Source organism: Marinobacter lacisalsi (assembly GCF_042651045.1).
Taxonomy (GTDB): domain Bacteria; phylum Pseudomonadota; class Gammaproteobacteria; order Pseudomonadales; family Oleiphilaceae; genus Marinobacter; species Marinobacter lacisalsi.
This window is the reverse complement of record NZ_JBHSDI010000063.1, coordinates 103,560-122,241: the sequence shown is the minus strand read 5'-3', so window position 1 is coordinate 122,241 and position 18,682 is coordinate 103,560. Positions and strand designations below refer to the sequence as shown.

Here is an 18,682-nt window from a genome sequence, read left to right as displayed (position 1 = left end):
GGTTTGGCAGCGCCTCGATACCGGGGAGCAATGATTGACAGTCAGCGGGATGTGGCCAGTTTGGCACGGCGATCCCGGACCTCCTGTCGCCGGCCCTCGTCCGCCAGTGAACGTCCGGGACGATCCGGCGCTGACAACGCCCGTTCCAGGTACTGTCGGGCGCGTTCCTCCTCCCCCTGTTCAATCAGGTAATCCGCAAAAAAGAAGTTGGGATCGATACCATCCGGGTTAATGGCCAGGGCTTTCTGCAGATACCGGCGGGCCTTGTCGTCATCGCCAAAGCCGATGGGCCAGCCGGGAACCTGATAGTAAAGGCTGCCCAGCGAGGTATAAGCCGAGCCATCCAGGGCCTGATCATCGATTTCAATCGCTTTTTCAAGATGCTGGCGGGCTTCCTTCACCAGCCCGAGGGCACCAAGGCCGCCTTTCTCACCGGCCCAGGTGCTGAGCACGATGGCCCTCCAGATCAGGGGCTCAGCCCGGCCCGGATAGCTGGCTGTAAGCTCTTCCGCATCACCCGCCAGAACCTCGAAAGCCTTCTCCTTGTCGTCCTCTGCTACCTGATACTGTATTTCGGCCCATCGCTGCTGGATGGCAGCCAGATCCGTTTCCAGGGTATCGGCCCATACCGGCTGCACCAGCAGCGAAGCCACCAACAGAATCATCCACTTCATAACTGAACTCCTGAATCCAGAAAGCGCCGTATCACCGGCAGTTGTTTCAGCATGGCCCTGTCCACCAGCCGTGGCAGAACACCGTTAATGGCCACAAAAAGTTTTTCCGGCCAACCCAGGTAGCAGCGACGCTGATCCCGTTTCATGGCCGAAACCAGCTGAGCCGCCACCTGTCCGGGCGGGTCCATGGTGTTGCCCAGGGCCCGGTTCAGCTGATTGACCGGCTCCGGGTTCATGTCGGTGACCGTGGCCCGGGGCGCGAAATACTGTACCTGTACCAGGCTGTCGGCCAGTTCCCGCCTCAGGGCCTCGGTAAACCCGCGCAGACCAAACTTTGTGGCGCAATAGGCGGAGTAGCCGGGATAACCGATACTGCCAAAGGTGGAACCGACGAACACCAGCGCACCCCCGTCCAGTGCCTTGAACACAGGAACAAAATGACGGGCGACAACCATGGCGCTACGGAGGTTGACCATCAACTGACCGTCGATGTCCGCCATCGTCGATTGCTCAATGGATGCAAACCGGTTCTGCCCGGCACAATGAATAACGCCATACACATCCGGCCATTCGTCCGTCAGGGCCTGCAGCTGCTCATCAAGATTGGGAGCGGCGAGATCCAGCTTTACCGCCGTTACCCCCTCGGGCAGCGTGACGCTATCCGGTCGACGAGTGGCTACCAGCAGACGGGCTCCCTCCGACAGCAACTGCGGTATCAGCGCCTGTCCGATGCCCCCGGTCCCACCCAGCAGCAGGAAGCGGCGGTCACGCAGCTGCATGGTCAGACTCCCGGGAGATATCGTCAGCGGCGGCCGGCAAGGGAATCCGGTGGAGCATATCGCCGTACAGGCGATAGACCACCCTGGCCGACTCGATAATGGCTTTCTGGTCACCCGGGTCGGTGATGCTGTTCATCAGGTCCTGGAAGAACCTGAAATGATCCTGGTCCAGCTCACCGTGGGAATAGAGATAACTGAACCCCTCGTCCGGCAGCCCCAGGTGAGCCTGGATCTGTCGGGCCAGGGGTGTTGCCAGCTCGATGGACGTCCCCTCAAGCACCTGCACCATACCGAAAAACGCGGCCGGGTTACCCCGGTCAATCTGGTGATAGAGGTAAGCCACCATCAGTTCGATGGACAGGTCCGGCTGGCTGGCACGGCGCTCTTCCCGATCTTCGCCACAGGCCTGGAGGTCATTGAGGATCCACTCGTGGTGCCCATACTCCTCATCGATATACTCGACCATCGCCTCACGGACACCTTCGAGCCGCTCCGGCAGGCGTCCACCGCAGGCCATCATCAGCGGTACCGTGTGTTTGACGTGGTGGAAGGCCTGGGTCAGAAACCAGGTATAACTCTCCAGATTCACCTGCCCCCGCTGAACAGCCTGTATGACGGGTGCACGGGTGACATGGGCGCGGGCCTCGGCGGTTTCCGCCTGCAGTTGGTCAAAAAATTCCATGGGTGCTTCCTCTTTTACTTCCGGATAAACAGGGAGACTGCCAGCCATCAGAACAGGCAGGTCCGACTGAATGCGATTGCGCACAGGCCGGCCGTTGGCGGTCAGGTAGCCGGCGGCGACCGACAGGGGTTGCTCAAGGCAATACACCACTCCCAGCCGGGCATAATCCGGCAGAGACTGATTGAGTTGGTAAATAGCGGGGGCCAGGTTCGCGGTTGGCTGATCCGGGAGCGGGTAAACCAGTGCCGACAAACGAGGTTCGCCATCTCCGAAGACCACTGCCTGCCGGGCGCCCACGGCCTGAACCAGTTCAGCCTCCAGCCATTCGGGACTGATATTGCGCCCGAAGCTGGTGATCAGCAGGTTCTTGGAACGACCATCCACCTGCAAAAAGCCATCGCTGTTCAGTTGGCCCAGATCCCCCGTATCCAGCCATTCATCCGGGGCCACGGCCGGCGTTTCTGCCAGCGGACCTGCGCCAGAACCTGCCTCGCCCAGGTAGCCAAGGTGGGTATTGCCCCGTACGAGTATGTGGCGACGCTCGTCAACACGAACGTCAACATGCTCCAGTGGCCTGCCTCCGAAACCGGGCTGGTCGTCCCCGGGGGTATTCAGGGCCACCACCGAGCCACATTCCGACAGGCCATAGCCTTCATACAGGGGCAGGCCGAGCGCCCGGCCACGGGTCAGCAGTTCCGGGGCGACCTTCCCGCCGCCTACCGCAAGGAACCGGTACTGGTCCGTTTTCAGCAGGCCCGCATCGGCGGCTTCCACCAGCAACCGGGCCAGTTCCGGCACCAGGATGAGGGATTCGGGCTGCCAGTGGTTCAGGGCACCAACCAGGACACGGGGGGCGACGCCACTGCTGCCGGAAAGCCCGACAGACGCCAGGGGTTCGACCCGGACCGTCGCGCCCATCAGCAACGGCAGATACACCCCCGCGATGTTCTCCAGCAGGGTCGCCAGGGGCAGGATGCACAGATGACGGGCCGGACCGACAGGGGTCAGCCTTGCCCGCAGTGCTTCCACCGTGGCCAGCAACTGGTCCCGGGACAGGCAGACCCCCTTGGGCGTGCCGGTGCTTCCGGACGTAAAGGTGATTTTTGCGGTACCTGGCGGCAATGTAACCCGGGTCGCATCTTCGGCCAGATAACTGACCCAGACGCCGTTGCCCAGCGGCTCCCGATCAGGGCCCTGATCCGACCAGAGCAGGGCCTGCAGACCAGCAGTGGCGACCAGGTGCTCCGTCTGGGCCGTCGAGAAGAACACCGGCACCGGCACGCAAACCACATCGGCCAGCAGGCAGGCCAGGTCGGCAATGACCCAGGCCGGAGAGTTGTCGCCACACAGCCCCACACGCTGGAGACCGCGCTCGCGGAGTTGGCCAGCCAAGCTTTCCGAGGCCTCCAGCAATTCACGAAAAGTTAGAGTCTGATCATCGGACAGCAGTGCCGGCCGATCCGCATACGCTGTCACCGCCTCCCGCAAACGCTCAGGCAATGTAGCCATAACGACCCTCCGTGCATTGGGACGTGATTGCTTTCTCCGGCCCCTCCGCTGAAACCAGCGCCACCTTCTCCATCAGCCCCCGGTAGCGAAGGCTGGCCAGGCCCTCGGTAACATTCATGGCCATGACTCTGGGGTTATGCTGGTAATAACATCCCCAGTCATCCCCTCCGGCGGCCAGTCGTTCAGGCCTCGCGCTGCCGAGGTCCTCGACATGAATCCCCATACGCTGAAATCCGTTGCGCAACTGGTCTGTACCGGTGCAGACCACCCAGTCCAGCCTATGCTGCTCAAGCCAGAGCGCCATGGCCGCGAACAGCACGCGACTGACTCCGGCCTCGACACCTGCCAGGTGGGCAATTTCCAGAACCTTGTCGCGACAACAACCCGGTGCCGGCAGAGTGCGCTCGATGGGATGATCAAGATAATCTTCAAGAAACAGCCGGTCGGAAGCGGCCCAGCGCACTCCAACGGCAGCCAGCAAGGTGCCATGGGCGTTGACGAGCACCATCAGGGGCAGTGGCCGGATATCGGGACGGGCGCCGTACGCCTGGAGGAACCGGCGCCGGATAAAATCCATGACTCGCCGGGAGGCCTCGGTGCCGGGGCGCACCTGACACAATCGGTGGTGGCCGCAGCGAGCCACTGCCAACACCTCATCGGAAGCGAGGTTCAGGCTGGTGGGCATGATCAAAGGGTCTTTCATAAGCTATCTCCCTGTTACCACGAAACATTAAGGCGGCAGCCTTAACTCCGCCTTAAAGGAGACAGGGGGTTTTCTTAAGCAGCCCTTAAGATTTCTGTGCCAGAATGGACCAATGACTCAGATAAGGATGGTTCTCCATGCGCATTCTCCTTGTGGAAGACGACCACATGCTGGCCAACACCATGCTTGCCATGCTGAGGGAAGATCAGCACACCGTAGACTGGCTGGACGATGGCCAGCAGGCACTCAATGCCCTCGGGGACAGCCATTTTGACCTGGCCATCCTGGACCTGACGCTGCCCCGGCTGGATGGGCTGGAGGTGCTGGCCCGCAGCCGCAGCAACGGTGTAAAGACCCCGGTAATTATCCTGACAGCCCGCTCGGACCTGGATGAGAAGTTACAGGGGCTGGACGCCGGGGCCGACGACTACCTGACCAAGCCCTTCGCCATGGCGGAGCTGAAGGCCCGCATCCGTGCGGTAACCCGGCGGGGCAGCGCTGCGCCGACCACGGGCATGACGGTCGGCGCCTTACACCTGAACCCGGATTCGGGACAATTGACCTTCGGGGACCAGGCAATCACCCTCCCCCGCAGCGAATTGCAGATTCTCCAGTACCTGATGCGGCATCCGGACCAGGTGGCAACCCGCCGCCGACTGGAGGAGCAGCTTTACGGCTGGGACCAGGGCGTGGAAAGCAACGCCCTGGAAGTGCATATCCACCACCTCCGGCGACGACTGGGTAAAACGGTGATCCGCACCATTCGAGGTGTCGGCTACCTTCTGGACAGCCAGGAGGCAGCAAGCTGCGGGGCCGCCGCATGTCCCTGACCCGCACCCTGATTGCGCTGGTTGCGTCCACCGTCATGCTGATTGCCGCTGTTGCAGCCATCTGGAGCTACGTTGAGAGCAATCACGAACTGGAGGAACTGTTCGACGCGGAACTGGCCCAAAGCACCCGGATCATTCAGGGCCTGGTCCACCACCTGGCCGGCACCGGCTCCCCGGAACAGTTGGCGGGCATTCTTCAGCAAACACTGCAGCTGCCGGAAGGCGCACTGGATGAGGGGGACTATGACGAGGTGCTCCCGGACGGTGCCGGCCACAAATACGAGAAAAAACTGGCCTTCGAAGTCTGGACCCCGAACGGAACCCCGCTGCTGGATACCCTCGCCGCTAACGACGACCTGATGCTGAAGCCCGGCTATGACTGGGCCGAAGCCACCGGGTTCCAGTGGCGCACGTTCACCTTGCAGGACCCCCAGACCGGTTACTGGATACGTACGGCACAACGGGAGGACATTCGCCAGGAACTCAGTCAGGAACTGGCCATGGGCAACATCTTCCCCTTGCTGATCGCCCTGCCACTGCTTGTTCTGGCCGTTGCGGTCGCCATTCAGCTTGGCTTCCGGCCCCTGCGAAAGCTGGAACAGCCTGTGAGACACATGGCCCCGGAGCGGATACACCCCCTCGACACCCAGCACGCCCCGAAAGAAGTCAGCGGGCTGGTGATGGCGGTTAACGGTTTGCTTGGGCGCCTGGACGACGCCCTGGAACGCGAGCGGCGTTTCTCTGCCGATGCCGCCCACGAGCTGCGCACCCCCCTGACCGCGTTACGCCTCAACCTGGAAAAGCTGGAGTCAACCGACCCGGCGAAGTTCCGGGAGCTGACCGCCGCCGTGGACAGAATGGGACACCTGGTGGAGCAGATGCTGCTACTGAGCCGGGTCGACGCCGGTGTCGGATTCAGCCCCGAGTACGTCAACCTGTCGGATATCGTCGCCCAGAGTATTGCCGACGTGTCTCCCCTGGCTTTGCGCAAAGGCATCGAACCCTCCCTGGAAGACCCGATCGGGCAGGCCATGGTCAATGGTCAGGCCACCCTGCTCAACACCCTTATGCGGTCCCTGTTGGCCAACGCCATTCAATACAGTCCAGCAGACACCCGGATAGAGACTCTCCTGGAAGCGGAAGGCGACGGATTCCGCATACGCATCTGTGATCAGGGCCCTGGCATACCTGCCGATCAGCGGGAAAAAGCCCTGGGGCGCTTCGGGCGACTGGACCAGCGCCTGGGCTCCGGAGCAGGCCTCGGCCTGGCAATCTCCCGTCGGATTGCTGAACTCCACGGCGGCGAATTGACCCTCGAGGACCGTCCCGACGGGCGCCAAGGGTTATGCGTGTGCATCTGGCTCCCGGCGCAAAACCTCAGGTAAGTGATTCCGCCCTCACCGCGACGCCTGGTGGCCCACCTTCAACATGCTCCGCATTCCAACCAGAGCCACTGCGACAGCAAGCCCGGACAACCCGAAGGCCAGCATGAAACCACCAAGCTCCAACAACAGGCCGAACATCAGGGGGGCGAGGAAGTGAATTGCCCGGTTGGCCATTAATCGCATACCCAGGGCGCCGGAGCGTTTCTCCCGATCTACCGATTCCGCCAGAATAACCATGGACAAGGGCTGGGTGAGGCCGGATCCGATCCCCACCAGAACGGCCAGCATACCGATGACAACAATATGCTCGGAGAACCCCAGGAAGGTAAGGCCGGCGGACAGGGTGCCCAGTGCCAGCATCACCGCTGGCCCTCGCCCACCCACCAGGGCGATCATGCGGGCCATAAAGGGGCGAATCAGCATGGAGACGCCAGCACGGAGGCTGACCAGCACACCAATCACCACCGGGCTCATTGCCAGGCTTTCCAGATAAACCGGCAGATAACTCCCGTACACACCCAGGGCGAACATGCCGACGGCTGTGACCAGCACCGACAGCTGCACGCCTCGGCTGGTTTTCATCAACGCCCATTGCGCCCGGAAACCGGTTTCCCGACGTTTTATGACCAGACGCTCCCTGGCCTGGCCGGTCAGCCAGAGCCCGGAGAGACCTCCCAACAGTGCAAACAGCGCCATCACCAGGAAAACCTGGCCTGTACCCTGCTGTGCGGTGAGTAGCACACCCGCCAGCAACGGACCCACCACCTGCCCGCCCGACAGCCAGGTGGAATACCAGCCAAAATACTGCTCCAGTTTTGGGCCGGTGCCCAGGTTGGAAATAATGGTCTGGGCCGAGAGCACCATCTGCAGGTGCGCCAGCCCCACCAGCAGCTGACCGATAACCAGCCCCGTGTAGCCATACCAGAAGTGCATGGCCAACAGGCCGGCCACCATTATGAAGGCGCCGGCAACCAGGGTCGCCCGACCACCGTAACGGGTGACGATACCGCCAAGGGGAATGGCCAGAATCAGGGGCAGCAGGTACTGGCTGCTGAGGATGGCACCCAGTACCAGCGGCGAGGCCCCCAATCGCAGACCGTACACCGGCACGGCCACGATCAGCATGGAATAGACGACAAAGCAGAAAGTCAGGGCCAGGCAGACCAGGAAGAAGTTTCTGCGGGCCTCCGCCGCGGGGATGGCGGCGGGTCCGGAAGCATCAGGCACTCTGTTTGCGAGCCTCCTTGATCACATCGTAGGCGTGGCTGATTTCCCCGGTCCGCTCCTCGGCCATCTCCCGCATGCTTTCCGGCAGGCCCCTGCCGGCCAGTTTGTCCGGGTGGTTCTCACTCATCAGCTTGCGATAGGTTCGCTTGATTTCAGTATCGCTGGCCGATGGACTGACCCCGAGGGTCTTGTAGGCGTTGTCGATCTGCTGGCTGGTGGAATACTTGTTGGATCCTCCAGCCTGGGCCCCACGAAGCGTCGCCTCCAGCTGCTCCACCAGGCTTTCGGACAGCCCCAGACCGCGGGCGATACGCACCAGCATCTCGTGTTCGGCCGGGTGTACCTCGCCATCGGCTGCGACTGCAGACACTTGCACCTGCAGGAACATCTGCAGCAGCGCGGACTGCCCGCTGCATACGCGCCGGAACCGCTCAAGCTCAGCGTCGAGATCAAAGTCAGGAGCCTTGCCACGGTTGAAAGCCTCCTTGGCGCTCGCCCGCTGATCGGGACTGAGGTGGAACCGCTCGAACATGGACTCGGCCATGCGGATCTCGTCACTGGTGACCACGCCATCCGCTTTGCTGACCGCCCCCATCACGGCGAACACCGACTCCACAAATCCGGATTGCATATCCCGCAGCCGGCCCACCAGCTTTTTCTTCAACCGGTTGAGCAGGAACGCACCCAGGGCGCCGCCGATGAACAGGCCGGGCACCTTGCCGAAGGCATAGCCAATGGCGGCACCGAGCAATATCGCAAACAACATGGTTTTTTCCCGTAACGTAGACTTTGCTGCACTATACCGATTTTTGGGCCATTTCTCCCGGTGCCCAGGGGCAGCCCCGGGAAATCGTTGCTCCCGCGCTTCACATGAAAGAATCAGAGCGATACCATTCAGCCTTATTCACCTGGACCGGGCCTGCATGACGCTCCTGATTCTGTTTGCCGTTCTCTCCATCGGTTTTTCTTTTCTGTGTTCCATCCTCGAAGCGGCGCTGCTATCAATTACTCCCAGCTATATCGCCTCACTGAGGAAAGAGCGGCCCGATCTGTTCGTTCACCTCCGCAAGCTCAAGGACGATATTGATGACCCGCTGTCGGCCATTCTTACCCTGAACACCATCGCCCATACCGTTGGCGCCACGGGCGTCGGCGCCCAGGTCGCCGTGGTGTTTGGTGAAGCCTGGCTCGGGGCGGCCTCTGCGGTCATGACCCTGGCCATTCTGATTCTGTCCGAGATCATTCCCAAAACCATCGGCGCCAGGTACTGGCGGGGAATTGCACCTGCGCTGCCGCCGATCCTCGGTTTTCTGGTCAAGGCGTTGCTGCCATTCGTCTGGCTGTCAAAACAGGTTACCCGCCGGCTTACGTCCACTGACGATGGAACCGATGTGCGTGGCGAAATCAGCGCCCTGGCGGAGATCGGCCGCGACCAGCAGGCCCTGGACGAAGATGAGCGGCGGATTATCCAGAACGTACTGCGGTTTCACGAGATCAAGGTCAGCGCGGTCATGACTCCCCGCACCGTCTGCAAGGTACTGGCACCGGATACCACGCTGGACGAATTTCTCCAGAAGGTCCGCAGCACACCCTTCTCCCGTTTCCCGGTACTGGATGAGGAAGGAGAGGCCCTGGGCTATATCCACAAGGCGGATGTGATCACCCTTGACGCCGATACCCCGCTGATGGATAGCATGCGCCTGATCAAACGGGTAAAAGCCAACACCAATATCGAATTCCTGTTTTCTGAAATGCTCAGGGAGCGGCAACACATGGCGATTGTCTACGATGAGCTGGGCACCTGGCTTGGCATCGTGACCCTGGAAGACATACTCGAAACCCTGCTGGGCACCGAAATCATGGACGAAACCGACAACGTGTCCAACCTGCGCCGATACGCCAAGCAGCGCTGGAGCCGCAAACTACGCCAGCGCGCCAGGTAACCGGCACTGCCCGGTCACCCCATTTTAGCTACCTGAGGCGAACGACCAGGTCACGGCCAGCAAGTCCCGCCACCACCAGCACCACCAGAGGTATCGGGCCGTATCCACGTCATCATTTTCTATCGCCTCCGATCCGTCAGGAAGCCGTCTTCCTGAACAAAAGCAGGCGATTATTGGCCGGCATCTCCAGGTTGCGATATAGGGACATTCCAAGGTTGGCCGCCAGCGCCTCCAGGTCCTGCAGGTTTCTCAGACCCATGTGGGGGAGCCTGGCCCGCAGATGCTGGTCGAACCGCCGGTTACTCTCGCTGGTGAACTCACCATGATCATTGAAGGGCCCATACAGGCAGAAACATCCATCCTTATCCAGGCCCTCCGCCACTCCACCAAACATCTCACACACCTCCTCCCACGCCATGATGTGGGCGGTATTGGCAGAATAGACGTGATCGAATGCAGGCAACGTCCAGGGCCGTTCGCTGACATCCAGGGCCACGGGCGCTTCAACGTTGGGCAGATCTGCCAGCTCCAGACGCTGCCGGCACATCCACACATTGTCCGGATGATCCGTGGGCAACCAGCGCAGGTGAGGAAGCTGCCCGGCAAAGTACTCCGCGTGCTGGCCAGTACCGGTGCCGATTTCCAGCACGGCAGCGGGCCGGGGCAGCAACCTGGTGAGTTGTTCCAGAATCGGTTGGCGATTGTTTTCACAGGCTTGGGAGAAAGGCAGGGGATCAGACACTGACGGTTCCTATGGACGTGGGGATATAGGCGGAAAGGCCAGACGCTACCGGACCGGCCCCGGCCAATCGACAGGCAGGGCTTGTTGCGATCAGGCGGCCTGACGGGCCCGGTTGCCGAAGGCGTGGGGAATCTGCGAAGCCGGATCGGTCAGGGCCGGGTTCATCATGAAGACCAGTTGCCAGCCGGGGAACTGGAGCTGATGCTGGAAGGTAAACCGGAACAGATCCGCCATGGGCGAGCCACCAGTCCTGACCTGACCGGACGCAAAGGCCAGACAGCTGATAACGCCGGCAGTATAGGCACGGGCGTTATAGTTGGCTGCCACCATCAGCTTCTCAAGGCCAAGAGTTCGCCGGACCAACTCGGTCACCGAAGACTGATCACCCAGCAACCCCACCACGGCGGCCATTTGCGAGGCATTGGAAACAGCCTGCGAGAAATGCTCGAAGGGCTCTGGCGCAACGGGCAAACCCAGCGCTTGCATACGTTCACTGAAAGCATGGCTGAAAGAAGTGGCTGACGTCATGGCCTGTACCTCTTATTGAGCATTCTGCCTTCCAATTTAGCCAAGGACGGCAGCCGGTTCAACGAGCCTGACCAATCCTTCACCCAACAAACTCGCTGTGGACCGCCCGGTAAAACCGGGCCTCCACCAGACAAACACAAAAAAAACCGGCTACTTCGAGCCGGTTTTATACGGGATACAGTACGCGGCATTACCTGACCGGAGAGTTGAGCACATCCAGGACGTCCTCCAGCTCGGTAATCATCTGCCGGATCAGTTGCTTGTACTGGCTGGTGTCTTCCTTGATTTCGTGACTACTCAGCTTCTGCTTGGCCCCGCCGATGGTATAACCCTGGTCATAGAGCAGGCTGCGAATCTGACGGATGGTGATCACATCAGCCCGCTGGTAATAGCGGCGGTTGCCACGACGCTTGACCGGAGACAACTGCGGGAACTCCTGCTCCCAGTACCGCAACACGTGGGCCTTGACCTGGCAAAGGTCCGCTACCTCACCAATGGTGAAGTACCGCTTGCCAGGGATGGCCGGTAATTCGTTGTTATTACTGGCTTCCAGCATAGGTCTCTACTTTCTGTTTCAACTTCTGGCCCGGCCGGAAAGTCACCACACGACGTGCGCTGATGGGAATCTCTTCCCCGGTTTTCGGGTTCCGTCCCGGTCGCTGCTTCTTGTCACGCAAATCAAAATTGCCAAAACCCGACAGCTTGACCTGCTCGTTATGGCTGAGTGCGTCTCTGATTTCATCGAAAAAGGCCTCCACCATTTCCTTGGCTTCCCGCTTGTTCAGACCAAGTTCCTCGTAAAGCCTCTCCGCCATTTCCGCCTTCGTCAAAGCCGCCATGTCTAGCTCCTCAGTGTCGCCCCCAGCTCTTCCTGCAGGGCATTGGTTACCCTGTCGAAGAACTCATGCACTTCGTCATCATTGAGTGTGCGCTCGGAATGTTGCCAGAACAGGCTAAGAGCCAGGCTTCGTTTACCTTCGCCCAGTTTTTCACCTTCATAGACATCAAACGCACGCAACGCGGTCAGACGATCACCTGCATTGTTGCGAACAACCTGGTCAACGTCTGCAAACGCAATCTCATTTCCGACAATAATAGCCAAATCCCGTCTAACTTCCGGGTATTTTGAAAATTCTTTGAAATTAGGCACATATCCGGAAACGATTGGATTCAAGAATAGCTCAAACATCAGGATCGTGCCATTCACATCCAGTTTTTTCTGAACCTGTGGATGCATGGCACCCAGCCAGCCCACCGACTGATCACCAAGGAACAGTTGCGCCGTCTGGCCCGGATGCAGCGCGGGGTGCTGGCCGGAGGCGAAACGAACCTCCACACCCAGCAGACTGAACAGGGATTCCAGCTCGCCCTTGACGTCGAAGAAATCTGCATCGCGGCGACCATTGGCCCAATTTTCAGGCAGTTGCCCGCCGGTCACGATACCCGCCAGCATCGGCTGTTGGTCAATCCGGTCACCCTCCTTGACGAAGCGCAGCCCGGTTTCGAACAGCCGAATGCGGGGCTGCTGACGCTTCTGGTTGTATTCCAGGGTCTTGACCAGGCCACTCCACAGGGTAGTGCGCATGACCGCCAGGTCTGCGGAAATCGGATTGGCCAGGGCAATGCCTTCCCGCTCAGGATCGAGTATTTCCTGCACCTTCGGGTCCACGAAGCTATAGGTAATGGCTTCCTGATAACCGCAGGATACGAAGAAGTTGCGCACGGCAGACACCGGCCGTATCGCTTCCTTTACCGGCCGCATGGCCAATGAACCAACCGGCTCGGTCACCGGCAGGTTGTTGTAGCCGTAGATACGCCCCACTTCCTCGATGAGGTCTTCCTCGATGCTGATATCGGGACGATAACTGGGCACGCGGACCGTCCAGCGATCGCCGGTCTGGTCTATGACCTCCAGCCCCAGTCGGGTCAGGATATCTTCCACCCGGGCGGCATCAATGGTCATGCCCAGCACCGCATTCAAACGATCGGCGCGCAGGGTGACCTGCCCGGCCTTCGGCAGGTGCTCATCACTGGCGACTTCCACAATGTCGCCGGCCTCACCGCCGGTGATTTCCAGCAGCAAAGCGGTGGCACGCTCCATGGCGGTACGGGCCAGTTCATAATCCACGCCCCGCTCGAAACGATGGGACGCGTCGGTATGCAGGCCATATTCCCGGGCCTTGCCGGCCATGGCAATAGGCTCGAACCAGGCTGCTTCCAGAATCAGGTCCCGGGTCTTGCCGGTCACCCCGGAATGCTCGCCGCCCATAACGCCGGCAATGGCCAGGGGCTTGGCGTGATCGGCAATGACCAGGGTATCCGGTGTCAGCTTGACGGTCTGGCCATCCAGCAGCACCAGCTCTTCCTCCGGCCTGGCCATGCGCACCACAATGCCACCCTCGATTTCGGCGCGGTCAAAGGCATGCAGGGGCTGGCCCAGCTCCAGCATTACGTAGTTGGTGATATCCACCGCCGGGTCGATGGAGCGGATACCACTGCGACGCAGCTTTTCCACCATCCACAGCGGTGTGGATACGGACAGGTCGACGTTGCGGACAATGCGCCCCAGGTAGCGGGGGCAGGCAGCCGGCGCTTCGACGGCTACAGAGGGCTTCTCATTGTGACTGGCGGGCACCGGCGTCAGTTCCGGCTCTCGGACAGACTCACCGGTCAGCACGCCCACTTCCCTGGCCATCCCGCGCAGGGACAGGCAGTCGGCACGGTTCGGGGTCAGGTCCACATCAATGGTGATATCGTCAAGACCGAGATAACCGGCAATTGCCTCGCCCACCGGTGCATCTTCAGGCAGTTCCATCAGGCCGGCGTGATCATCTGAAAGGCCCAGTTCGGACTCGGAACACAGCATGCCGTTGGACGGCTGACCACGGAGCTTGGCTTTCTTGATCGTGAAGTCACCAGGCAACACGGCACCTACGGTGGCGAAAGGCACTTTCAGCCCTTCCCTCACATTGGGGGCGCCGCACACCACCGCTACCGTCTCGTCACCGCTGCTAACCTGGCACACACGCAGTTTGTCGGCATCCGGGTGAGGAGCCACCGATTTGACTTCACCTACGACCACACCGGTAAATTTACCGGCAACCGACTCAAAACCGTCCACTTCCAGACCCGCCATGGTGATCTGGTCCATCAGTTCCTGTGAGCCAATGGCCGGGTTAACCCATTCGCGCAGCCACTTTTCGCTAAATTTCATGGTAAATGCCTTTATCCTGATGCGATGTTGTCTGGAACGGTTATTGACTTAACGGAACTGACGCAGGAAGCGCAGGTCGTTTTCGAAAAACATCCGAAGATCGGTTCCGCCGTAACGAAGCAGGGTCAGCCGTTCAACGCCCAGGCCAAAGGCAAAACCGCGGTATTCTTCGGGGTCGATACCGCAGTGTTCGAAGACCTTGGGGTGCACCATGCCGCAGCCCATCACTTCCAGCCACTTGATGCTGCCGTCGTCTTCCCGGCCCCACTCGATGTCCACCTCAGCGGATGGCTCGGTGAAGGGGAAATAGGACGGGCGGAACCGCACCTGCAGATCCCGTTCGAAAAACACCCGCAGGAACTCCTCGATGGTGCTCTTGAGGTCGGCGAAGCTGACATTCTTCTCCACCAGAAGCCCCTCCACCTGGTGGAACATGGGGGTATGGGTCATGTCGGAATCACAGCGGTAGACACGGCCCGGGCAGATCATACGAAACGGCGGCTTGCCGGCTTCCATGGTGCGGATCTGCACCGGCGAGGTATGGGTGCGCAGCAACGTGCCCGGGTTGAAATAGAAGGTATCGTGCATTGCCCGCGCCGGGTGATGGCCAGGAATGTTGAGGGCCTCGAAGTTGTGGTAGTCGTCCTCGATTTCCGGGCCCTGCTCCACCGTGTAACCGGCATTGCCGAAGAACTGCTCGATGCGCTGCAGGGTACGGGTTACCGGGTGCAGGCCACCCAGGTCCTGGCCGCGGCCCGGCAGGGTCACGTCGATGGATTCACGGGCCAGCCGGTCGGCGATGGCCGCATCCTCCAGGCTGACGCGGCGGGCGTTGATGGCCTGCTCCACCTGCCCCTTGGCTTCGTTGATCTTCTGGCCGGCCGCAGGCCGTTCTTCAGCGCTGAGCTTGCCGAGGGTTTTGGCCTGCTGGGTAATAACCCCTTTCTTGCCCAGGTACTCCACACGGATTTGATCCAGTGCCTGCAAATTCTCCGCGTTCTTGACGGCCGTCAGCCCGTCCTGAACAAGTTGCTCCAGGTTTTCCATTGATGCCTGCTCCAAACCAGAATTGAGGCCAGGGAGTTTCCGAAAAGGCCGGCTAGTGATCACCACCTGAAATACAGCGTTTCAGACGGTCGCCTGCGGCGCTTTTCGGAAGCTCCCTCAATTTTTTTAGACTAGGATTCTGCCGTTGTGGCTGGCTGAATGTTGCTGCCACAAAACGAAAACAGGGGAAGAGCGCGCCCTTCCCCTGTCAGGGGCGGCCGTTGTCACGGCCACCCATCGATCGAAACTCGTCGAAAGAGCCCGGCGATCAGAGCGCCGCTTTTGCTTTTTCCACAACAGCAGAAAACGCCTGCTGCTCATTCATGGCCAGATCGGCCAGAACCTTACGATCGATTTCTACTTCAGCCTTCTTCAGACCGGCAATCAGCCGGCTGTAGGACAGGCCATTGGCGCGGGCGCCAGCGTTGATCCGTGCGATCCACAGGGCGCGGAAGGCGCGCTTGCGGTTGCGACGGTCACGGTAGGCATACTGATGCGCCTTGATAACCGCCTGTTTGGCTACACGGAAAACACGACTGCGGGCACCGTAGTAACCCTTGGCCTGCTTCAAAATCTTCTTGTGACGACGGCGTGCTACCACGCCACGCTTAACACGTGCCATAAACTGTATCCTTCTTGAGAGACCGGTTGATTAGCTGGCGATCATACGCTTGATGGAAGCAACGTCTGATTTTGCAATCATCTTGGTGCCTCGCAGCTGACGCTTACGCTTGGGGCTCTTCTTGGTCAGGATATGACTGGTGAAGGACTGTTTATGCTTGAAGCCAGTCGCGGTTTTCTTGAACCGCTTGGTGGCCCCACTCTTGGTTTTCATCTTGGACATTTCTGAAACTCCGCATTCGTTTTTTCAATAAATAAATGCAATCCTGAACGACAAATCCCCCGCCACAGCGGGGGACCTCACTTGTGTTCGGAATTACTTCTTTTTACGGGGCGACACCACCATGGTCATCTGGCGGCCTTCCATCTTGGGCCGTTGCTCTACCTGGGCCAGCTCTTCAATGTCCTGCTCAATGCGGTTCATGAGCTGCATACCGATTTCCTGGTGTGCCATCTCACGGCCACGGAAGCGAACAGTGATTTTGCCGCGGTCCCCGTTTTCAAGGAAACGTACCAGGTTGCGTAGTTTGACCTGATAATCCCCTTCTTCCGTCCCTGGTCTGAATTTCACTTCTTTAACCTGGACCTGCTTCTGCTTCTTCTTCGCAGCGGCCTTGGCCTTCTTCTCCTCGAAGACCTTCTTGCCGTAGTCCATTATCTTACAAACGACCGGATCGGAATCCGTAACCTGAACCAGGTCCAGAGACGCTTCTTCAGCTGCTTTGAGGGCGTCCGCCATGGGAACAACGCCTACCTGGTTGCCCTCAGCATCAATAAGTCGTACTTCAGTTGCGTCAATGTTGTCATTAATAGGTGCGCGTGGTGCGCGACCACCCCGATTCGCTCGCTGTTTGATAATCAGTTCTCCGTCTTGGTTCTGCCTTTGCGTGCGATTTCTGCTGCCAGCAGGGCCTCGAACGCTTCCGGCGACATGGTTCCGAGATCTTCCCCCTTGCGGGTTCTCACCGCAACGGCACCGTCATCGACTTCCTTATCGCCGATCACGATCAGATAGGGAACCTTGTTTAAAGTATGCTCGCGGATTTTAAAGCCGATCTTCTCGTTTCTCAAGTCAGCATTTACCCGATAGCCCGCATTTTGCCATTTTTCTGCGAGTTTATTGCAATAATCCGCCTGACGATCGGTAATATTGAGGATCGCAACCTGGGTGGGAGCCAGCCAGGTCGGAAAAGCGCCCTCATATTCCTCGATCAGGATACCGATAAACCGCTCGAAGGAACCCAGTACCGCCCGATGCAACATGACCGGTGTCCGGCGCTCGGAATTATCGGCCACATACTGGGCACCGAGGCGACCCGGCATCGAGAAGTCCACCTGTATGGTACCGCACTGCCAGACCCGGCCGATACAGTCTTTCAGGGAGAACTCGATCTTGGGCCCGTAGAAGGCGCCCTCACCCGGCAGCAGTTCCCAGTCCACCCCTTCACGGTTCAGCGCTTCCTCCAGGGCGGCCTCGGCCTTGTCCCAGACCTCGTCGGAGCCTACCCGCTTCTCGGGGCGGGTGGAGAGTTTGTACAGAATCTGGTTGAAGCCGAAATCCTCATACACCTCGTGCAACATGGCAATGAAGCTGGACACCTCTTTCTGGATGGCATCCTCTTCGCAGAAAATATGCGCATCATCCTGGGTAAAGCCTCGCACCCGCATCAGCCCGTGCAGTGCCCCGGACGCCTCGTTGCGGTGGCAGGAACCGAATTCCGCCAGCCGCAGGGGCAGATCCTTGTAGCTCTTCAGGCCCTGGTTGAACACCTGGATATGACAGGGGCAGTTCATGGGCTTGATGGCGAAGTCGTGTTTCTCCGACTCGGTGGTGAACATGTCGTCCTGGAACTTGTCCCAGTGACCGGAGCGTTCCCACAGGGTACGCGACACCACCTGGGGCGTCTTGATTTCCTGGTAGCCATGGCGACGCTGCATCTCGCGCATGTACTGCTCGATTTCCTGGTACAGCGACCAGCCGTCCGGGTGCCAGAACACCATGCCCGGGGCTTCTTCCTGCATGTGGAACAGGTCCAGTTTCTTGCCGATCTTGCGGTGGTCCCGCTTTTCGGCTTCTTCCAGGCGCTGCAAGTAAGCCTTCAACTCCTTCTTGTTGCCCCAAGCGGTGCCGTAGACCCGCTGCAACTGCTCGTTACCGGTGTCACCACGCCAGTAGGCGCCGGCCACCTTGGTCAGTTTGAAGGCCTTGAGCTTGCCGGTACTGGGCACGTGGGGACCACGACACAGGTCGATGAAATCGCCCTGGCGGTAAAATGAGAGGTCCTCGTCACCGGGGATGTCCTCGATGATGCGTACCTTGTATTCCTCGCCCATCTCGCGGAAGAGCCTGACGGCCTCCTCCCGGGACATAACAGAGCGGGCTACCGGAATGTCCTGGCTAGCGAGTTCACCCATGCGTTTCTCGATCCGCTCCAGATCCTCGTTGGTGAACGGGCGGTCGAACTTGAAATCGTAGTAGAAGCCGTTGTCGATAACGGGGCCGATGGTCACCTGGGCTTCCGGGAACAGCTCCTTTACCGCCATTGCCAGCAGATGGGCGGTGGAGTGGCGGATAACATCAACGCCATCCTCGTCGCGTTCGGTGACGATGGCCAGGTCGGTGTCCTGGTCAATCTCATAGCTGGTGTCCACCAGCTTGCCGTTGACCCGGCCCGCCAGGGCGGCCTTGGCCAGGCCCGCACCAATGTCGGCGGCCACATCATGAACGGTGACAGGGTTGGGGAAACTGCGATGACTGCCGTCAGGCAGGGTGACTACCGGCATGGGAAAACTCCTCT

The 18,682-nt window shown here is 59.9% G+C and carries 19 protein-coding genes; 3 read left to right on the top strand and 16 right to left on the bottom strand.

The window, feature by feature from the left end; all coding sequences use genetic code 11:
- Positions 1–41: 41 nt before the first annotated feature.
- From ACFOZ5_RS18975 to ACFOZ5_RS18960, 4 genes are read right to left on the bottom strand one after another with little or no spacing between them, the layout of a single operon-like run.
- The gene (locus ACFOZ5_RS18975; protein WP_379890315.1) at positions 42–674 is read right to left on the bottom strand and encodes a tetratricopeptide repeat protein; all 633 of its coding nucleotides are present in this window, start codon (positions 672–674) and stop codon (positions 42–44) included.
- Positions 671–1,453, bottom strand: a complete 783-nt coding sequence (locus ACFOZ5_RS18970) for an SDR family oxidoreductase (protein WP_379890312.1) — start codon at positions 1,451–1,453, stop codon at positions 671–673. The genes ACFOZ5_RS18975 and ACFOZ5_RS18970 overlap by 4 nt, the downstream gene beginning before the upstream one ends.
- Positions 1,440–3,644: an AMP-binding protein gene (locus ACFOZ5_RS18965; protein WP_379890310.1), complete on the bottom strand. Its 2,205-nt coding sequence runs from the start codon at positions 3,642–3,644 to the stop codon at positions 1,440–1,442. The genes ACFOZ5_RS18970 and ACFOZ5_RS18965 overlap by 14 nt, the downstream gene beginning before the upstream one ends.
- On the bottom strand, positions 3,628–4,347 hold the full coding sequence (locus tag ACFOZ5_RS18960; RefSeq protein ID WP_379890307.1) for a thermostable hemolysin: 720 nt from the start codon (positions 4,345–4,347) through the stop codon (positions 3,628–3,630). Before ACFOZ5_RS18960 ends, ACFOZ5_RS18965 begins: the two co-directional genes overlap by 17 nt.
- 137 nt (positions 4,348–4,484) lie before the next feature.
- Here ACFOZ5_RS18960 and ACFOZ5_RS18955 point away from each other — a divergent pair, with 137 nt between their 5' ends.
- Together ACFOZ5_RS18955 and ACFOZ5_RS18950 are read left to right on the top strand one after the other, a co-directional pair.
- Positions 4,485–5,177, top strand: coding sequence for a response regulator transcription factor (locus tag ACFOZ5_RS18955; protein WP_379890304.1), 693 nt, complete (start codon positions 4,485–4,487; stop codon positions 5,175–5,177).
- Complete coding sequence (locus ACFOZ5_RS18950) at positions 5,168–6,562, top strand: ATP-binding protein (protein WP_379890302.1); 1,395 nt, start codon at positions 5,168–5,170, stop codon at positions 6,560–6,562. The genes ACFOZ5_RS18955 and ACFOZ5_RS18950 overlap by 10 nt, the downstream gene beginning before the upstream one ends.
- Before the next feature lie 12 nt (positions 6,563–6,574).
- On the opposite strand, the gene ACFOZ5_RS18945 is transcribed toward ACFOZ5_RS18950, so the two are convergent.
- Complete coding sequence (locus ACFOZ5_RS18945; RefSeq protein ID WP_379890300.1) at positions 6,575–7,789, bottom strand: MFS transporter; 1,215 nt, start codon at positions 7,787–7,789, stop codon at positions 6,575–6,577.
- Positions 7,782–8,555 (bottom strand): co-chaperone DjlA, encoded by a 774-nt coding sequence (gene djlA, locus ACFOZ5_RS18940; RefSeq protein WP_379890298.1) that lies wholly within the window; start codon positions 8,553–8,555, stop codon positions 7,782–7,784. Before djlA ends, ACFOZ5_RS18945 begins: the two co-directional genes overlap by 8 nt.
- Positions 8,556–8,712: 157 nt before the next feature.
- Here djlA and ACFOZ5_RS18935 point away from each other — a divergent pair, with 157 nt between their 5' ends.
- On the top strand, positions 8,713–9,732 hold the full coding sequence (locus tag ACFOZ5_RS18935; RefSeq protein WP_379890296.1) for a CNNM domain-containing protein: 1,020 nt from the start codon (positions 8,713–8,715) through the stop codon (positions 9,730–9,732).
- A gap of 136 nt (positions 9,733–9,868) precedes the next feature.
- Here the strand turns inward: ACFOZ5_RS18935 and ACFOZ5_RS18930 are convergent, their stop codons facing one another.
- The 10 genes from ACFOZ5_RS18930 to thrS form a co-directional block, all read right to left on the bottom strand.
- A complete protein-coding gene (locus tag ACFOZ5_RS18930) occupies positions 9,869–10,474 on the bottom strand; it encodes a DUF938 domain-containing protein (protein WP_379890294.1) in 606 nt (201 codons plus the stop codon).
- A gap of 90 nt (positions 10,475–10,564) precedes the next feature.
- Positions 10,565–11,002: a hypothetical protein gene (locus tag ACFOZ5_RS18925; protein ID WP_379890292.1), complete on the bottom strand. Its 438-nt coding sequence runs from the start codon at positions 11,000–11,002 to the stop codon at positions 10,565–10,567.
- A gap of 190 nt (positions 11,003–11,192) precedes the next feature.
- Positions 11,193–11,558 (bottom strand): MerR family transcriptional regulator, encoded by a 366-nt coding sequence (locus tag ACFOZ5_RS18920; protein WP_379890289.1) that lies wholly within the window; start codon positions 11,556–11,558, stop codon positions 11,193–11,195.
- The gene (ihfA, locus tag ACFOZ5_RS18915) at positions 11,542–11,841 is read right to left on the bottom strand and encodes an integration host factor subunit alpha (RefSeq protein WP_328188909.1); all 300 of its coding nucleotides are present in this window, start codon (positions 11,839–11,841) and stop codon (positions 11,542–11,544) included. Before ihfA ends, ACFOZ5_RS18920 begins: the two co-directional genes overlap by 17 nt.
- A 2-nt stretch (positions 11,842–11,843) precedes the next feature.
- The gene (pheT, locus tag ACFOZ5_RS18910) at positions 11,844–14,216 is read right to left on the bottom strand and encodes a phenylalanine--tRNA ligase subunit beta (RefSeq protein WP_379890287.1); all 2,373 of its coding nucleotides are present in this window, start codon (positions 14,214–14,216) and stop codon (positions 11,844–11,846) included.
- Between the two features lie 48 nt (positions 14,217–14,264).
- On the bottom strand, positions 14,265–15,263 hold the full coding sequence (gene pheS, locus ACFOZ5_RS18905) for a phenylalanine--tRNA ligase subunit alpha (protein ID WP_379890285.1): 999 nt from the start codon (positions 15,261–15,263) through the stop codon (positions 14,265–14,267).
- Between the two features lie 268 nt (positions 15,264–15,531).
- Entirely contained in the window at positions 15,532–15,885 is a 354-nt protein-coding gene (rplT, locus tag ACFOZ5_RS18900; protein WP_379890282.1) for a 50S ribosomal protein L20, read from the bottom strand.
- Positions 15,886–15,915: 30 nt separating this feature from the next.
- The gene (gene rpmI / locus ACFOZ5_RS18895; RefSeq protein WP_379890280.1) at positions 15,916–16,107 is read right to left on the bottom strand and encodes a 50S ribosomal protein L35; all 192 of its coding nucleotides are present in this window, start codon (positions 16,105–16,107) and stop codon (positions 15,916–15,918) included.
- Positions 16,108–16,200: 93 nt separating this feature from the next.
- Positions 16,201–16,746: a translation initiation factor IF-3 gene (gene infC / locus ACFOZ5_RS18890; RefSeq protein ID WP_379890344.1), complete on the bottom strand. Its 546-nt coding sequence runs from the start codon at positions 16,744–16,746 to the stop codon at positions 16,201–16,203.
- Positions 16,743–18,668, bottom strand: coding sequence for a threonine--tRNA ligase (thrS, locus tag ACFOZ5_RS18885; RefSeq protein ID WP_379890278.1), 1,926 nt, complete (start codon positions 18,666–18,668; stop codon positions 16,743–16,745). Before thrS ends, infC begins: the two co-directional genes overlap by 4 nt.
- Between the last annotated feature and the right edge of the window lie 14 nt (positions 18,669–18,682).

Excerpts from the sequence above, each read along its gene's own strand:
- ACFOZ5_RS18925 (WP_379890292.1), bottom strand. The coding sequence starts at position 11,002 with ATGACGTCAGCCACTTCTTTCAGCCATGCTTTCAGTGAACGTATGCAA.
- rplT (WP_379890282.1), bottom strand. The coding sequence starts at position 15,885 with ATGGCACGTGTTAAGCGTGGCGTGGTAGCACGCCGTCGTCACAAGAAG.
- rpmI (WP_379890280.1), bottom strand. The coding sequence starts at position 16,107 with ATGTCCAAGATGAAAACCAAGAGTGGGGCCACCAAGCGGTTCAAGAAA.
- ACFOZ5_RS18975 (WP_379890315.1), bottom strand. The coding sequence starts at position 674 with ATGAAGTGGATGATTCTGTTGGTGGCTTCGCTGCTGGTGCAGCCGGTA.
- pheS (WP_379890285.1), bottom strand. The coding sequence starts at position 15,263 with ATGGAAAACCTGGAGCAACTTGTTCAGGACGGGCTGACGGCCGTCAAG.
- ACFOZ5_RS18935 (WP_379890296.1), top strand. The coding sequence starts at position 8,713 with ATGACGCTCCTGATTCTGTTTGCCGTTCTCTCCATCGGTTTTTCTTTT.
- ACFOZ5_RS18920 (WP_379890289.1), bottom strand. The coding sequence starts at position 11,558 with ATGCTGGAAGCCAGTAATAACAACGAATTACCGGCCATCCCTGGCAAG.
- djlA (WP_379890298.1), bottom strand. The coding sequence starts at position 8,555 with ATGTTGTTTGCGATATTGCTCGGTGCCGCCATTGGCTATGCCTTCGGC.
- ACFOZ5_RS18950 (WP_379890302.1), top strand. The coding sequence starts at position 5,168 with ATGTCCCTGACCCGCACCCTGATTGCGCTGGTTGCGTCCACCGTCATG.
- ihfA (WP_328188909.1), bottom strand. The coding sequence starts at position 11,841 with ATGGCGGCTTTGACGAAGGCGGAAATGGCGGAGAGGCTTTACGAGGAA.
- pheT (WP_379890287.1), bottom strand. The coding sequence starts at position 14,216 with ATGAAATTTAGCGAAAAGTGGCTGCGCGAATGGGTTAACCCGGCCATT.
- ACFOZ5_RS18965 (WP_379890310.1), bottom strand. The coding sequence starts at position 3,644 with ATGGCTACATTGCCTGAGCGTTTGCGGGAGGCGGTGACAGCGTATGCG.
- ACFOZ5_RS18960 (WP_379890307.1), bottom strand. The coding sequence starts at position 4,347 with ATGAAAGACCCTTTGATCATGCCCACCAGCCTGAACCTCGCTTCCGAT.
- thrS (WP_379890278.1), bottom strand. The coding sequence starts at position 18,668 with ATGCCGGTAGTCACCCTGCCTGACGGCAGTCATCGCAGTTTCCCCAAC.
- ACFOZ5_RS18970 (WP_379890312.1), bottom strand. The coding sequence starts at position 1,453 with ATGCAGCTGCGTGACCGCCGCTTCCTGCTGCTGGGTGGGACCGGGGGC.
- ACFOZ5_RS18955 (WP_379890304.1), top strand. The coding sequence starts at position 4,485 with ATGCGCATTCTCCTTGTGGAAGACGACCACATGCTGGCCAACACCATG.